Source organism: Streptomyces sp. NBC_01166 (genome assembly GCF_045039765.1).
Taxonomy (GTDB): Bacteria; Actinomycetota; Actinomycetes; order Streptomycetales; family Streptomycetaceae; genus Streptomyces.
Window position 1 is genome coordinate 8,512,381 of record NZ_CP108613.1, and the last position, 15,444, is coordinate 8,527,824.

Annotated in this window: 14 protein-coding genes and 3 pseudogenes; 10 read left to right on the forward strand and 7 right to left on the reverse strand. The window is 69.9% G+C overall.

The window, feature by feature from the left end; translation table 11 throughout:
- Window positions 1–120: 120 nt before the first annotated feature.
- Both OG379_RS38560 and OG379_RS38565 read right to left on the reverse strand, forming a co-directional pair.
- Window positions 121–1,038, reverse strand: a complete 918-nt coding sequence (locus OG379_RS38560; RefSeq protein ID WP_405668082.1) for a cupin domain-containing protein — start codon at window positions 1,036–1,038, stop codon at window positions 121–123.
- 23 nt (window positions 1,039–1,061) lie between these two features.
- Window positions 1,062–1,970, reverse strand: a complete 909-nt coding sequence (locus OG379_RS38565; RefSeq protein WP_405668084.1) for a zinc-binding dehydrogenase — start codon at window positions 1,968–1,970, stop codon at window positions 1,062–1,064.
- A 199-nt stretch (window positions 1,971–2,169) separates the two neighbouring features.
- Between OG379_RS38565 and OG379_RS38570 the strand changes: the two are divergent.
- From OG379_RS38570 to OG379_RS38580, 3 genes and pseudogenes are all read left to right on the forward strand, one after another.
- Window positions 2,170–2,307: pseudogene (locus OG379_RS38570) on the forward strand (transcriptional regulator); the annotation flags it as partial.
- 218 nt (window positions 2,308–2,525) lie between these two features.
- Entirely contained in the window at window positions 2,526–2,699 is a 174-nt protein-coding gene (locus tag OG379_RS38575) for a hypothetical protein (protein WP_405668085.1), read from the forward strand.
- A gap of 152 nt (window positions 2,700–2,851) precedes the next feature.
- Complete coding sequence (locus OG379_RS38580; RefSeq protein WP_405668086.1) at window positions 2,852–3,121, forward strand: hypothetical protein; 270 nt, start codon at window positions 2,852–2,854, stop codon at window positions 3,119–3,121.
- On the opposite strand, the gene OG379_RS38585 is transcribed toward OG379_RS38580, so the two are convergent.
- Entirely contained in the window at window positions 3,122–3,568 is a 447-nt protein-coding gene (locus OG379_RS38585) for a hypothetical protein (protein WP_405668087.1), read from the reverse strand.
- A 990-nt stretch (window positions 3,569–4,558) separates the two neighbouring features.
- Here OG379_RS38585 and OG379_RS38590 point away from each other — a divergent pair.
- Window positions 4,559–4,855 (forward strand): annotated as a pseudogene (locus tag OG379_RS38590) (integrase core domain-containing protein); the annotation flags it as partial.
- Here OG379_RS38590 and OG379_RS38595 read toward each other — a convergent pair.
- From OG379_RS38595 to OG379_RS38605, 3 genes are all read right to left on the reverse strand, one after another.
- A complete protein-coding gene (locus OG379_RS38595) occupies window positions 4,852–5,628 on the reverse strand; it encodes an SDR family NAD(P)-dependent oxidoreductase (protein WP_405668088.1) in 777 nt (258 codons plus the stop codon). The pseudogene OG379_RS38590 and the gene OG379_RS38595 overlap by 4 nt on opposite strands.
- A gap of 155 nt (window positions 5,629–5,783) precedes the next feature.
- Entirely contained in the window at window positions 5,784–6,542 is a 759-nt protein-coding gene (locus tag OG379_RS38600) for an SDR family NAD(P)-dependent oxidoreductase (RefSeq protein ID WP_393763083.1), read from the reverse strand.
- Between the two features lie 112 nt (window positions 6,543–6,654).
- Window positions 6,655–6,921, reverse strand: a complete 267-nt coding sequence (locus tag OG379_RS38605; protein WP_393763081.1) for an Atu4866 domain-containing protein — start codon at window positions 6,919–6,921, stop codon at window positions 6,655–6,657.
- Between the two features lie 139 nt (window positions 6,922–7,060).
- On the opposite strand from OG379_RS38605, the gene OG379_RS38610 reads away from it, so the two are divergent.
- The 3 genes and pseudogenes from OG379_RS38610 (at window position 7,061) to OG379_RS38620 (ending at window position 10,045) form a co-directional block, all read left to right on the forward strand.
- The gene (locus OG379_RS38610) at window positions 7,061–7,909 is read left to right on the forward strand and encodes a helix-turn-helix transcriptional regulator (RefSeq protein ID WP_405668089.1); all 849 of its coding nucleotides are present in this window, start codon (window positions 7,061–7,063) and stop codon (window positions 7,907–7,909) included.
- 387 nt (window positions 7,910–8,296) lie between these two features.
- A pseudogene (locus OG379_RS38615) lies at window positions 8,297–8,915 on the forward strand (restriction endonuclease).
- 803 nt (window positions 8,916–9,718) lie between these two features.
- Window positions 9,719–10,045 carry a chaplin gene (locus OG379_RS38620; RefSeq protein WP_405668090.1) on the forward strand — a complete coding sequence of 109 codons (327 nt, stop codon included), beginning with the start codon at window positions 9,719–9,721 and terminating at the stop codon, window positions 10,043–10,045.
- A 399-nt stretch (window positions 10,046–10,444) separates the two neighbouring features.
- Here OG379_RS38620 and OG379_RS38625 read toward each other — a convergent pair whose 3' ends face one another.
- Entirely contained in the window at window positions 10,445–11,155 is a 711-nt protein-coding gene (locus tag OG379_RS38625; protein WP_405668091.1) for a GntR family transcriptional regulator, read from the reverse strand.
- A gap of 84 nt (window positions 11,156–11,239) precedes the next feature.
- On the opposite strand from OG379_RS38625, the gene manD reads away from it, so the two are divergent.
- The 3 genes from manD to OG379_RS38640 all read left to right on the forward strand — a co-directional run bounded on the left by manD (window position 11,240) and on the right by OG379_RS38640 (window position 15,399).
- Complete coding sequence (gene manD / locus OG379_RS38630; protein ID WP_405668092.1) at window positions 11,240–12,454, forward strand: D-mannonate dehydratase ManD; 1,215 nt, start codon at window positions 11,240–11,242, stop codon at window positions 12,452–12,454.
- Window positions 12,451–13,923, forward strand: coding sequence for a mannitol dehydrogenase family protein (locus OG379_RS38635; protein ID WP_405668093.1), 1,473 nt, complete (start codon window positions 12,451–12,453; stop codon window positions 13,921–13,923). Before manD ends, OG379_RS38635 begins: the two co-directional genes overlap by 4 nt.
- An 81-nt stretch (window positions 13,924–14,004) precedes the next feature.
- Window positions 14,005–15,399, forward strand: a complete 1,395-nt coding sequence (locus tag OG379_RS38640) for an MFS transporter (protein ID WP_405668094.1) — start codon at window positions 14,005–14,007, stop codon at window positions 15,397–15,399.
- Window positions 15,400–15,444: the final 45 nt, after the last annotated feature.

The following is a 15,444-nucleotide window of genomic DNA, read 5'->3' on the forward strand; positions in this document are numbered from 1 at the left end:
AGATTCTCGATGTCGGGTGCGGGGCCGGGCCCTACGCGGCCGAACTCCTGGTGGGTGGTGCCGGGGTAGTAGGCATCGACGGCAGCGCGACCCTGCTGAGACACGCATGGCTGCCTGCGATCACTTGCGAAGTCGAGAACGGTACTCGCCCGGGGGCATGCCTCGGAGACGTCGGAAGGCACGGCTGAAAGCGTGCGGAGAGGCGTAGCCGACCGCGCCGGAGATCGACTCGACCGGCTCGTCGGTGTCGCGGAGCCGGACGGACGCCAGGTCCATGCGCCACTGCGTCACGTACGCGCCCGGCGTCTGTCCGAGGGCGGACCGGAAGTGCCTGGACAGCGTCGTCCGGGAGACCGCCGTCGCGGCCGCCAGGGATTCGGTGGTCCAGGGGTGTCCCGGTCGGGCGTGGACACATGTCAGGGCGTCACGCACGACCGGATCACGCATCGCGCCCAGCCACGAGCCCGACTGCTCCTGCGGGTGGCGGGCCAGCCAGACGCGTACGAACTGGATGAGCAGCAGGTCGACGATGCTGTTGACGGCGGCGGTGGTGCCGATCTGCGGCTGCGCGAGTTCCGCCGTGAGAAGCTCTACGGTTTTTCTGAGCTGTGCGTTCTCCCGGCTCGTGACGTGCATCGGCCGGACGAGGGAGGTGAGCACCGGCGTACTCACCTCCGGGTCCTGCTCATAGCGCAGGATGAGCACTTCCGTCTGCGCCGGTATCGAGCCCAGGTGCAGGGCGCTGCCGTCGGTGAGGGCCTGGACCGTCGCCTTCCGGTCACAGGGACCCATCGTCGCACTGGGGCCGCCGGCTATCCCGTGGGCGGTGCCCGGCGACAACAGGACGGCGTCTCCTGCCTGCACTTCCAGGGGTTTCCCGCCCGGGACGTGGAGCCACATCGTGCCACGGGACACCACGTGCAGTGCCGCTCCCGGATAGGGGTCCATCCACAGGCCCCAGCTTCCCCCGGCCTTCAGTACGACCCCGAGCGCCCCTCGCGCACCCGATACACGCAAGGCCTCCGCGAGTACGTCCATCGGTCCATTCTCGTCGACGTGCGTCAGACCACGTCAAGAACGATCTTTCCGTGCACCTTCCGCGCGAACAGTGCCTGGACGGCGTCATCCACGTCCCTCCAGTCGCCTCGCAGTCCGACCGGTGCCGAGAGCCTCCCGGCGGCCATGAGGCCCAGCAGGTCCGTCAGATCCCCGCTGGTCGGCGTCATGTCGCCGTAGGTGGCGATGCTGCGGGATTCGCCGAAGCCGAACAAGGCCCCCGAGGGGAACGTGGTGTCCTGCCCCGAGGAGTAACCGACCAGGTGGATGGTGCCGCCCTGGGCGAGGGAACTCCACGCCTGGGCCACCAGCGGCCCACCGACCGTGTCCAGGACGAGGTCGAACCGGTCCTCGGTCCCGGCCAGGTCGGCCAGGACCTTGTCGGCCCCGAGTTCGCGGAGACCCGCGGCCCGGTCCGGCGAACCCACCAGTGCCGTCACCCGGGCGCCCGCCAGCGCCGCCAGCTGGACGGCGAAGTGCCCCACGCCCCCGCTGGCGCCGGTGACCAGGACGTTACGCGCCAGCAGGGAACGCTTACGCAGCACCCGCAGCGCGGTGACTCCGGCGATCCCCAGCGCGGCCCCGTCGGCCAGATCCACGCCCTCGGGGACGGTGCCGAGCGAGGCGGGGCTGACTGCCACCCGCTCCGCCCACGCGTGAGGAGTCATTCCCAGCGCGACGCGCGTACCTTCGGGTGGCCCCGAGCCGTCGGATGCGGCGCGCACCACGACGCCGGCCGCGTCGTGGCCGTGCACAGCGCCGGCCGGCCACCGGCCCACGTAATTCAGCTCTCCGAAGTTGAGACCGATGTGCCGTATCTCCACCAACGCCTCGTCGCTGGACGGCACGGGCTCATCGACATCCGCGAACCGGACGGGTCCGGCCTCGCCGTGATCGACCACAAGGGCGCGCATGGGTTGTCTCCCTCTCTCGTGGATGCGCCTGAACACTCGGCGCGGCAGCGGACGGAGTGCGTCAAATGCCGCACTGCCGCCTCCTTGAAACCCTACGCAGGACCAGCACAGCGACCAGCCCCGTGAGAGCCGATCAGTTGACGATCTGTGTCAGTGCGGCTCGCGCGCGGCGTCGAGCTCTGCACGCATCCGGTGGAGCGTCACCGCTATCGCCTCGCCCGTGGACAGCGTCCGCGGCCTGGCGGCCCGTCTGCGCTGCCTGACCAAGACGGACGCCGGATACGAGGCCATGGACCGGGCCGGCATCCACGTCTCCCCGCGCACTCTTATGGCCTGGCCATCAGCCTCGGGCGCGGCAGCGCCCGGCGCCCCCGCAGGCGGCGACGGGGACCCCGATCAGCGAAGCGGCTTCTCTGCTGCCGGTGGGGGAGGAGAGCCGGGCCGGGTACGAACGCGACAGCTTCCGCCACTGGATCGACCAGGAGACGACGGCTGTGGCACGCGCCGCGAGATGCTCCTGGCCGAGGCCGTCACGAAGCCGGAGCGGGGAGACCGGTGCGCGATCACCGGCGGATCTGGGACTCGTTCTATGACGAGGTCGAGGCCACCGACGCCAGGAAACTGGACATCGACCACATGGTCCCGCCGGCGGAGGCGTGGGACTCGGGGGCCTCTGAATGGTCTGCGGAGCGCCGTGACGGTACGCCGACGATCTCGGCGGCGAGCTGAGCCCTGGTTGCGGTGACGGCCAAGTCGAACCGGTCCAAGAGTCCGTTCAGTGGCTCCCGCTGGCCTCCTCCGCTCAGTGCGCCTACGCCTCGGGGCTGGGGCGCGACCGAGCTCCGCTGGAAAGCCACCGTCCACACGAAGGAGCAGGCGGGATGGGGAAGATGGCTGGCGACTGCCCGGACACCGTGGCGGAGTACGAAGTCACCCCGTGGCAACGCAGCAGCGCGAGCGTCCGACTGGCCGGAGCGCGTCTGCGCCGCCGCGTACGTGTGCGCACGCCCGCCCCGCCACTCCACCCACTCGGGCCGGTCCAGCAGCTGTTCAGCGTCAGGGAGCCCGGCCCGGCGCAGGAACTCGATGACGTCGGCATCGTCCAGCGTGAGTCCGGCGGTCTGGCCACGGATGGTGACCCGTCGGCGTGATCAGGTCTCCACAGGTACGGGTTCCGCGTGGATCGACACGGCGGTGAGGTAGAGACCGTCGCCGCTGAGCCGGAGTGTCGGGGGCGGGCTGTCACTGAGGGCATCCGAAACCTCGGGGGTCGGGTAGCCGAAGAGGTCGATGCCGCCAAGGACAGCTGGGCAGGCGGACGGCCCAGTGAGCGTGAAGGGGTCGCGGGTGAGGCCGATCCCGGCTAGGCCAGGGGCGTCCTGGTGCCGGCCGCGGCGGTCCGTGGTGTCGCCGTATGCGTCGAGCGTCAGGCCCCGGTACTGCGCCCTGAAGGCCCAGCGGGCGCCACAGACCCAATCGTCGCGAACGTCCGCGACGGTGGCGACGGCCCACTGGGCGGTGCGCTCGTCCATGCCGAAGCGGAGGGTGCCGGCACAGCCAGGGAGCCGGAGCCCGACTCCGGGGAGGAACTCGAACATGCGGAGATGGTCCCAATGAACGGCACTGCGCCACAAGCCGGAAACGACGATCACCTGCTCGCGTCATGGAGTGCCGGACGGGCCGTTCGTAGCCACGCGCGTGACGGCGGGCGGGCATGAACCAGGCCAGACCCCGCTCGACGACCCACCCGCGGTTCAGTACGCCGAATCCGGTCGCACTGGTACCAGAGCCCGGCGCCCCGACAACAGCAATGCCGCATACGCCCTCAAGAGGTTCCTGCGGACCCTCGTGAGCACCCCAGCTGCCCCGGGCCTTGCCACGACCTCGGCGGTGACCTGCGGTTCACGGCCGACACCTGGCGGTGCCTGGCCCCGATGGCCGGCCCTGCCCCGAAGCAGAGCGCACGCTGCGGCCGCGACGACGTCGCCAGCGCGACGGCGTCCATGAAAAGCAGGCGGCCCTGATGACCGACGCCGAGTTGTCAGAAAACAACCAATGCCCGTCGTCGACAGCGGCCGGATACCCATGGGCGTGGGTGCCTTGTCTCAGAGAGCGTGTCCGGGGTGGTCGATAGCGGTGGGGAGCGTGCGGAGCCGTTCGGCGAGGCCGAGGATGCTTCGGCGCGGGCACGGCCGTGTCCGCCTCCAGCTCCGCCAACGCTGCACGTAGAGGCTGGTCAGCCTCATTGGCGCGCTGCAGACGGGCAACGGCCGGCAGCAGCGCCCAGGCGGGACTGGGCCCGAGACAGGCCGCCCGGGGCGAGGCGGGCGCCGCGTTCGGTGTGGAAGAAAGCCGCGTCGTAGCGGCCGGTGGCGCGGGCGGCCATGCTGCGTGCGTCCTACGCCCATGAGGCCAGACAGACGTCGTACGTTCGCCTCGGGCCGCTGCCCGGACAGGTGGGTGCGCGCTCCGATGAGATCGTCCAGATGCCGGTGATCGCCACCGCGAACACGCTCACCGCCTCGGGATCCACCGCACGCCACGCCGGCACGCGGGCGGCCAGCGCAGCCTCCACCCCGGCCACCCGCATCGAACGGGTCCTCACCGACAACGCGTGGGCCTACCGCAAGGGCCCGGCCTGGAAAGCCGTCCTGGCGGACATCGTCGTGACCGGCAACTTACCGGCCCCAGACCAACGGCAAAGTGGAACGCTTCCACCGCACCCTGCTGAAGGAATGGGGCCTGCCTGTGGCCCTGCACCTCGAACGACGAGCGGACAGCACCCCCTGGCAGACCACACCTACAACCACCACCGCTGCCACACCGCACTCGGCGGACACCCACCCATCAGCCGTGTGAACACCCCTGCGGGTCAATACAACTAGATCGCGGTGTAACCGCCGTCAGCGGCGACCACGGCTCCCGTGACGAAACTGGAGCGGGGTGAGACGAGGAAGCACAGGACCTCGGCGATCTCCTCGGGCTGCGCCACACGTCCCAATGGCTGCGCGGTGGCGAAGGACGCCAGGTAGGCGCGGCTGTCGGGGCGGATCGTGTCGAGGAAGTCCGTCTCGATGACGCCCGCGGCCACGAGGTTGGCGCGGATGCCCAGGGGGCCGCCCTCGACGGCGAGTACCTTGGTCAGTTGGGCCAGAGCTCCCTTCGACGCACTGTAGGCGACGCCCTCGGGCAGGGCGACGTTGGAGGCGTACGAGCCGGTGCTGACGATGGCGCCGCCGCCGCGGCTCTTCATGGCCCGGAATGCCTCGCGGGCGAAGAAGAAGGAGCCGCGGGCGTTGACCGCCATCACTGTGTCCCAGTCCTCGGCCGTGGTTTCGGTGACGGGCCTGTTCTGGGTACGCCCGGCATTGTTCACGAGGATGTCCAGTCCACCGAAGGCGTCCCAGGCCGTTTCCACCGCGCGGTGGGCGGTCTCCTCCTGGGTGATGTCACCGCTTGTCGTAACGACGCCGGGAAACTCCTCCTCCAGATTCGTGACGTCGGGGCGGACATCGAGGGCGACGACCTGGGCGCCGCGGGCGTGGAGGAGCGCCACGGTCTCCCGGCCCACCCCTCGCGCGGCTCCAGTGACGAGGGCGATCTTCCCAGCGAACTCGATGGATTCGGATGTTGCGGCGGATGCGGTTGCAGGTGTCATGGTGCGGTCCCTGAAGAAGGTGAGTGCAGGTGCAGGTGCAGGTGCAGGTGCGGGGTGCCTGAAGTGCTGTGCAGTGGTGCGGTGCGCGGACCGGGTGGGCCGCGCCGTTGACGCATACACGGCACGCCTACGTGGACGTCGTACGTCTGAGTGGTTCAGTGCGCGGTGAGCCCGCCGTCGACCACCAGCTCCGCGCCGGTGACGAACGAGGAGTCGTCACAGGCCAGGAAGAGGATCGCGGGGGCGACCTCGTCGGCGCGGCCAGCTCGGCGCATGGGGGTGCGCTGGATGTCCGGCTGCTGGTCACCTTGGTCGTCCAGGAGGTCCTGGATCATCGGCGTTGCGATCACCCCGGGATGCACCGAGTTGACCCGTACTCCCTGCCGGGCGTACTCGACCGCGGCGGTCTTGCTCAACAGACGCACGGCCCCCTTGGACGCCTGGTAGGCCGCAGCCGCACCGCTTCCCACCAGGCCGAGTACTGACGACGTATTGATCACCGATGCGTTGCCGTTCGCACGCAGGAGCGGCATCGCCGCCTTCATGCCGAGCCATGTGCCTTTCTGGTTCACGTCAATGACGCGGTCCCACGCCTCCTCCCGCGTGTCCTCGATACCTGGCCAGTCCAGGATGCCGGCGAGGTTCACCAGCACGTCCAGCGTTCCGAACCGGTCGCGTACGAGGGTGATCACTTTGTCCCACTCCCGCGCGGAGGAGACATCGAGGCGGGCAGCGACGACCTCCGCACCGCGGGCCTTGATCCGGTGAGACAGCTCCCGCAGGGGGCCTTCGGCGATATCGGTGATCACCAGCCGGGCGCCTTCGGCGGCGAAGAGCTCGGCGGTCGCTGCGCCGAGGCCGCCAGTCGCGCCCGTGATCAGTGCGACCTTGCCGTCAAGTCGTTGTCCTGTCATGGATGTGGTCCTGATTCTTGTTGATGTTGACTGCCTGTTGTGTCAGGACTTCCTGGTCCGCCGACGGCGGAGTCGCCCCCCGACACCAGGGCGGCCACGGGCTCGGCCCTTTCTACGGCTGCTTCTGCTCCCGGTAGAGCACGAGGTGCTCGTGATAAAGCACTCCGTCCCGGATGTCGCCCGTGGCGGTAAAGCCCGTGTCGTCGACGTAGTCCAGGTGGCTGCCGGCCACCGTGTACCGGCCGGTGTACGCGCTGGACCGCTCACCGCGGGCTTCGTCGTACCGGCCGTCCGGGCGCAGCTCCTGCCGGATGTGACCGTCCGCGGTAACCCACACCCCGGCCACGTCGACCTGGTCGCCTTCAACGGTCCCGGCCATGGCGGACTCCTCTCCTCGAACGATGTGGTCCCTTCCGCTCCACCGAGTCTGGGCAGGTCACCGGCCATCAACCAGGACGCGTGCTGCCTGGGCATGGCACACCCAGGCAGCACACCGAGCCCTGGCCTAGCCTGAACACATGGACGACAACCACCTGGGAGACTTCCTGCGCGCACGCCGTGCCGACCTGCAGCCGGAGGCCGTCGGCATGGCGAGTTACGGGCCCCGCAGAGTCGCCGGACTGCGCCGCGAGGAGGTCGCCGTCCTGGCCGGAGTCAACGCCGACTACTACACCCGCCTGGAACAAGGCCGCGAGCGCAACCCCTCACCCCAGGTGATCGACGCACTCAGCCGCGCACTGCACCTCGACACGGACGCCCGGGTGCACTTGTACCGGCTGGCCGGGGCCACGCCTGACGACCGGCCTTCCGCCCATGCCACCGAGCAGGTGAGCCCAGCGCTGCGACAGCTGATGGACGGCTACCCGAACACTCCGGCGTTCGTCATGAACCGGACCTTGGACCTCCTCGCCGCCAACGCCCAGGCCGATGCCCTCTACGCCCCGTTCGATCCGGCGGACAACTTGGCCCGCATGACCTTCCTCGACCCCGCAGGCCGCAACTTCTACATCGACTGGGACCGGGCAGCACAGGCCACCGTCGCCAACCTCCGCGAGGCAACGGGATTCGACCCGGACAACCCACGGCTCCGTGAACTCGTCCACACCCTCACCGAGGACAACGCGGACTTCAACCGTCTCTGGAACGCCCACACCGTGCGCGGCAAGACCCAGGACGCCAAACACTTCCTCCACCCGGACGTGGGCCCCCTCACCCTCACCTACCAGGCTTTCGACGTACGCGACGCCCCCGGCCAGCAGCTCGTCATCTACCACGCCGAACCAGGCAGCCCCAGTGCCCAGTCCCTCAATCTGCTCGGTTCCATCCACGCCACCCGCCGCCGGCCCGCCCCCCGGTCCCACCGCTGATCAGCCGACGGAACATGGAGAGAGGTCCGGCCGGGGGCGGGTCAGCCTGAGTCCGAGGAGGGCTCGGCTTCGGAAGGCGGGTGGCTACCGGAAGGCGGCTGCTTTTTTACGGGTTCCGCGCTGTCTGCGTGAGCCTGGGAAGCCGTGGCTTCCTCGTTCGCGCCCGCCCGGGTATACGCCGCGGCGGACTCGACCCACCCCTCATGTTCTTGCGCAGGATCGGCGTCGGCCGCGTTCAGGGTCATGGCCGGTCACCCCATGCCTCGCCGGTACGGAACGAGTCGTCGGCCGCAGCCAGCATGGCGAGAGCCTGCCGGCATCGAGGCTTGTAGCGTGGTGGCCGGGGCGATCCGGATACACATCTCCTCCCTGCGGTTTCCTGCCGATGTGCCCAGCGCCGGGCTGCCGGGCCTGCCCCTGCCACGTTGGCCGAACCCCGAGTGGCTGTCCGCCCACCCCTGGGTTCGCCCTCTTGGTCTGCTGGCGGCAGGAGCCGGAATCTTCCTCTGATTCCTGCTCCGTGGGCAGGACGAGCGGCAACAACGAGCTCAGGCAAGGACCCTGCGGTATCCGATGGCGCGTCTGGACCAGCTGCATCAACGCCAGTTGAGCACGCGATACGGGATCTGATGTTTAGCGACGGCTGCTGCGACGCCGTCCAGGTCTGCGGCGCCGACGACAACGGAGCTGACGTCAAGGCCACCGACCCCTTCGGCCGCCGCTGGGTCATCCGATGCAAACACCGCCGCTCCGGCCCTGCCGGAGCAGTCGTCGGTACACCCGATCTGCATGTCCTGAACGGCACCGTCGCCCCGTACACAAGGACGACGTCATCGTCCTGGTCACCAACGGCCGCTTCACCAGGACCGCCCAGGACTTCGCCACGTCCCAGCGCCTGCACCTGGTCGACCGGCACACCATGGCCACCTGGGCAGGCGGATCGCGTCCCTCGTGGGAGCTCCTACCGGCGGCACCACCACGCCGCAGGCCAACGCCCCTATCGTGAAGGGGTGAAAGATGGGCGGTCTGCGCCGCCGGCCGTTGCTGGCAGAGGCAATGGCGTGGCGCTGTGGCTTCCGGGTCGCGTCGGGGGTGTGGCCCATAGGCCGGGAAGCACAGCGTGCCGCCGCCCGCAGCCACTGGCTGGAGCTGGGGAGCGGCGGCTGGTGTTGCTCCTCCCGGGAGCTGGATGGGGTGCCCCCGGAAGCCGCAGCGGGTCGGTGCTCGGCGAGCTGACGGCAAGACTGAGCGTGTCACTGCTGACACTCTGGCGCCTGTGAGGCCGCGCCCTGTGCGGGGCACGCAGGCGTAGGCGTACGTGGACGGCCATCGTCCCGCCCCTGGCGGTGGCGGTCAGCGCTTGATGCTGACCCGTAACTCCATACCGGCGCCGGGGCGCTCGAGAAGGGCTCGTTCGTGGCAGAAACGGGCAAGAGCGATCCGGCCCGTCATCATGATCCATGGACCACAACGGCGCCGATCGCCAGCCCACCGACATTCGTGGCCTGGAGGTCCGCAGCGACGGGAGGGCATTCGTCGCCACCCGACTGCATGGCTGGGAGGAGCTCCTACCGCTCTCTCATCCAGGGCGTCTCCCGCCCGCAACACCGACGTCCTCTCGCTACCACGAGGCAGCCGCTGGCCTCAGCACGCATGGGGGGCGGGCGGTGGCCAGCCCCGTAGGGCAGCGGCCATTGAGGGGATTGGCGGCCACCGGCAGGCGCGTCGAAGAGCTCGATGGAGATGAGCCCGCATGGTGATCGGAGCTGCCCCATCCCGGCGGCAGCACTCACTTCTGCGGGAGACTTCATGTTCAAGCTCGGAAGCGCGGCAGTTCTGACCGCGGCTGCAGGTGTCCTGGTGTTCGCCGGTGCGGGCGTGGCAAGCGCCGACGCCGGCGCGCAGGGGATCGCCTACGGCTCCCCGGGTGTGCTGTCCGGCAACGTCGTCCAGATCCCGGTCCATGTCCCCATCAACGCGTGCGGCAACTCCGTGAACGTCATCGGTCTGCTGAACCCGACCTTCGGCAATGCCTGCATCAACGGTGACTACGACGGCAAGGGCTACGACGACGGCAAGCGTAGCCACGACGACAAGAGCGAGGGCTACGGCCACTCCGAAGGCCACGGCGAGTAACACCGCTTGAGGCCTCGATTCGCCCCCTTTTTTCTGCGGCCGCCGCCGTATCCGGCTCGGTCACGCCGGACGGCCACGCCCCGTCCCCCGGAGTGGTTTGCCGGGGGACGGGGCGCGATCGGTGCATGTCCCTATGCGGTGGAGGGCTACGGCGCGGGCTCGTAGGGGACCCTGGTGCCGGAGCAGTCCTCGGCCGTGCCGACCTCCTCAAGGCCGCCGCCGGCGAACTGCATGAACCGCTCCACCCCGCACCCCGCGCGGAGCGCCGTCCACCACCTCGGGCCGGCACAGCCCTACGTCACCGTCTGACCCGGCCCCCGTCACCCGGGAGCCCCTCGGAGCGTTCGCTCCGTCCACCGGCTCGCGGGGCCCGACGGGGTCGGGGCGTGCGCGGTGGGATCACTCCCAGACCACGATGCTGCGCCGCACGGGCACGGTCCAGGCGTCGGCGGCGAACAGTTCGGGGGAGTGCGCGCGGATGCGTTCGATGTCGTCGAAGACGGCCCGCAGGTGTGTGCGCATGGCTGTGCGGGCGAGCGGGACGTTCCCGTCGGCGATCGCGTCGAAGATCTCGCGGTGCTGGGCGACGAACACGGCCGGGGACACGTTCTCGTGGAGGCCGAGGCGGCGGGCCCGGTCCAGGTGACCCTTGGCGGCGGCGACGGTGGTCCAGACCTTCCCGTGCCCGCTCAACCGCATCAGGCCCTGGTGGAACGCCTCGTCCAGATCGAAGAACTCCTCCAGGCCGAGGTCCGCGCGCCGCTGCCGCTCCAGGTTGTCCCGCAGTTCCCCCACGACCACGGGGTCGAGCTCCGCGGGCAGATCGTCCAGCGAGGCGAGTTCCACCGCCTCGCGGAGGAACTGCGCGTCGGCGACCTGGGCCGGATCGACCCGGGACACGAACGACCCGATCTTGGGGAAGACCTGCACCAGGCCCTCCTGGGCCAGCAGGATCAGGCTCTCCCGCACCGGTGTGCGGCTGACGCCCATCGACGCGGCGAGTTCGTTCTCCGAGAGCGCGGCGCCCGGAGCGAGTTCGAGGGTCAGGACCATCTGGCGCAGTTTCAGATAGATGTCGCGCCGGTTCGTCCGCCCGTTCGTTTGAGCCATGGGCACATCGTACGTAGAGCGGGGACGCAAGTATTGCCCTACTGCGATACAAGTGCTTGTATACAAGTACTTCGCGACCAAGGAGTGCTTGTGAGCAGGATCGAAAGTGTCGAGGTCTTCGTCGCCTCCCCCGGCCGGACCTTCGTCACGCTGCGGATCACCACCACGGACGGAGTGACCGGCCTCGGCGACGCCACGCTCAACGGCCGGGAACTGGCCGTCGCCAGCTATCTGCGCGACCACGTGGTCCCGCTGCTGATCGGCAGGGACCCGGCCCGTATCGAGGACACGTGGCAGTACCTCTACAAGGGCGCCTACTGGCGGCGCGGCCCCGTCACGATGACCGCGATCGCGGCCGTCGACACCGCCCTGTGGGACATCCTGGGCAAGACCGCCGGCCTCCCTGTGTACCAACTGCTCGGCGGCCGGTCTCGCGACGGCGTACTGGTCTACTCGCACGCCAGCGGCACCGACGTGCCCTCGCTCCTCGACGACGTCGAACGCTACCTGGAGCTGGGCTACAAGGCCGTACGGGCACAGGCCGCCGTGCCCGATGTCGGGGGCACCTACGGGGTGCGCAAGGGCAAGGTCTACGAGCCGGCCGCCACCGAGCTGCCCGACGAACAACCCTGGGACACCGAGGCCTATCTCGACTTCGCGCCCAGGTACCTGGAAGCGGTACGGGAACGCTTCGGTTTCGGCTTCCACCTCCTGCACGACGTGCACCACCGGCTCACCCCGAACGAGGCGGCCCGGTTCGGCAAGAGTGTCGAGGCCTCCCGACTGTTCTGGATGGAGGACCCGACCCCGGCCGAGAACCAGGAGTCCTTCCGGCTCATCCGGCAGCACACCACGACACCGATCGCGGTCGGCGAGGTGATGAACTCGATCTGGGACGTTCAGCACCTCATCACCGAACAGCTCATCGACTACGTGCGCACCACCGTCGTCCACGCGGGCGGCATCACCCATCTGCGCCGGATCTTCGACCTCGCCGCGCTCCACCAGGTGCGCACCGGATCGCACGGGGCGACCGACCTCTCGCCCGTGAGCATGGCCGCCGCAGTACACCTCGACATCGCCGTGCCCAACTTCGGCATCCAGGAGTACATGGGCCACGCCGAGGAGACCGCCGAGGTGTTCCGTAGCGGGGTGACCTTCGCCGACGGCATGCTGTACCCCTCCGAGGAGCCGGGCCTCGGCGTCGAATACGACGAGAAGGCAGCCGAGCGCTTCCCCTACCAGCGGCGCTACCTCCCGGTCGCCCGCCGGCTCGACGGGTCGGTGCATGACTGGTGAGCGCCGAGGACCTGCTGAGCCGTGAGACCCTCCCACGGCTCGCGCCCGGACTGCGGCCCGCCGTCGACCCGGCCGAACTGCGCACCCGTGTCGTCCACTTCGGTCTCGGCGCCTTCCACCGGGCACACCAGGCCGTGTACACCGAGCACGCCGCCGCCCGCTCCGGCGAGCCCTGGGGCATCATCGCGGTCGCGCCCCGATCGGCCGGGACCGTGCACGCTCTGCGGAGCCAGGACTGTCTGTACTCGCTCACCGAACGGCGTTCGGACGGACACCGCTCACGAGTCGTGGGCTCGGTCGTCGGTGCGCTGGCCATGGGCCCCGACGCCGAGGCCGTCGACGCCCTGTTCGCCGACCCCGAGGTGACGGTGGTGACGCTGACCGTGACGGAGAAGGGCTATCACCGTTCTCCCGCGACCGGCGGGCTGGACACCACGGCCGCACCCGTCGCCGCCGACCTCACGGCCGCCCCCGGCGGGCCGCTCACCACGGTCGTCGGGCGCCTCGCCGCCGGACTGGCCGCCCGGATGCGGGCGGGCGCGCCCCCGGTGAACATCGTGTCCTGCGACAACATGGCGGACAACGGCGCGGCGCTGGCCCGGGTGGTCCACGACTTCGTCCGTGCGTCGGCCTGGCCGGACCGCGCGGAGATCCTGGACCGGATGGCCGGGGCCGTCGCCTTCCCCGCGACGGTCGTGGACCGGATCGTGCCCGCGACCGGCGAGGCCGACCGGGCGGCCGCCGTCGCCGCGCTTGGAGTGCGGGACGCTCTCGCCGTGACGAGTGAGCCGTACCGCCAGTGGGTGCTGGAGGACTCCTTCCTCGCGCCCCGGCCTCCCTGGGAGCTCGACGGCGCCCTGTTCGTCCCGGACGTCGCCCCCTACCAGCTCACCAAACTGCGGCTCCTGAACGGCTCCCACTCCGCACTGGCCCACCTCGGGACGGCCGCGGGACTCACCACGATCGCCGAGACCATGGCGGCGGACTGGGGCGAGCGTCTCGTGCGGGCGCTGTGCGCGGAGGTCTCACCCACCCTCCCCGCGGGCGGTCCCGACCCGGTTGCGTACGCCGACGACCTCGTCGTGCGCTTCCGCAATCCCGCCATGCACCACCTGCTGCGGCAGATCGGCTCCGACGCGTCACTCAAGATCACTGAGCGCTGGCTGCCCGCCCTGCGCGAACTGCGCGCCCGCGGCACGAGCACCCCGGTGCTCGAACTCGCCCTCGCCGCCTGGGCCCATGGCACCCGCCCGGCCGGCGCGCCCGCCGCCTCCCCCGGTCCCGATGCCCCCTCCGATCCCGCCGCCGACGCCCTCGCCTCCTGCTGGCGGCCCGCGGGCCGGCCCCTCGGGACGGTGCGCGCGCTGCTGCGCCTCCTGGGCGCGATGGATCTGGCGGAGGACGACGCCCTCACCGCCGCCGTCGCGGACCGGCTCCCCGCACTGGACGCCGGACGCGTCGAAATCTGACACCCCTACCCGGCCCCTTGTCCGACCTCTGTACCGCCCCGTCCCCAAAAACTTCCTCGATTCCGAACAACGGAGTTCACGATGAAGGACAGCGTCATAGCCGCCCAGCAGACGCCTTCCACACAGCGCAGCACACGCGATCTGACCCGTGCCGCCGTCTCGGGCTGGCTCGGTACGGCCATGGAGTTCATGGACTTCCAGCTCTACTCGCTGGCCGCCGCGATCGTCTTCAACAGGATCTTCTTCCCCGACGTCAGCCCGGCCATCGGACTGATCGCCGCGATGGCCACGTACGGCGTCGGGTACGTCGCCCGGCTCGCCGGGGCCGTCTACTTCGGGCGGATGGGCGACCGGCTCGGCCGCAAGAAAGTCCTGTACATCACCATCCTGCTGATGGGTGCATCAACCACCCTGATTGGCGCGCTGCCCACGTACGCCACCATCGGCATCCTCGCGCCGATCCTGCTCGTCGTGCTGCGGCTGATACAGGGTTTCGGCGCCGGCGCCGAGATCGCCGGGGCCACCGTCATGCTGGCCGAGTACGCGCCCGCCAGGCGTCGCGGGCTGATCTCCTCGCTGGTTTCACTCGGCACGAACTCCGGGACCCTCGCCGCGTCGGGCCTGTGGGCCGTTCTGCTCGCCGTGCTCAGCGAGGACCAACTGCTCTCCTGGGGCTGGCGGCTGCCCTTCCTGCTGAGCTTCCTGCTGATGATCTTCGCAGTCTGGATGCGACGCAGCCTCAAGGAGAGCCCGGTCTTCGAGGAGCGCCCCGACGTCGTGGACGGCGTGGCACTGGCCCGTGACGAGGTCGAGTCCGTCATCGCCACGGCCGACCAGCACCGGGGCAGCGTCCTGGCGGCTGGGATCCGCCAGCGCAAGGGCAAGGCTTTCTTCCTCGCTCTGGGACTGCGCTTCGGTCAGGCCGGCAACTCCGGACTGATGCAGACCTTCCTCGTCGGCTACCTCGCCACCAACCTGGCGGTCGACCGGTCCGTGCCGACGGACGCGATCGTGTACGGCTCGCTGGTGGGCTTCGCCACCGTGCCGCTGGTCGGTCTGCTGGGCGACCGCTTCGGTCGCCGCGTGGTCTACCTCGCGCTCTCGGCCCTGACCGTCGTCCTCGCCTTCCCGGTGATGCTTCTCATCACCTCCGGGTCGACCCCGGGCGTGATGCTCGGCATGGTCCTCGGCCTGAACGTCGGCGTCCTCGGGCTGTTCTCGCTCGAAAGCGTCACGATGGCCGAACTCTTCGGCTCACGGACCCGGTTCACGCAGCTCGCGCTCTCCAAGGAGATCGGCGGCATCCTCGCCACCGCGATCGGCCCGGTCCTCGCGGCCACGCTCACAGCCGTCACCGACAGCTGGTGGCCCATCGCCGCCATGCTCATCGTCTACTCGCTCATCACTTTCGTCAGCGCGTACCTCACACCCGAGACACGCGGACGCGACCTGGTCCGGCTGGAGGACGCCATATGAAAACGATCAACGAAGCAGGCCCCGCCCGGACAGCCGCCGGAGCAG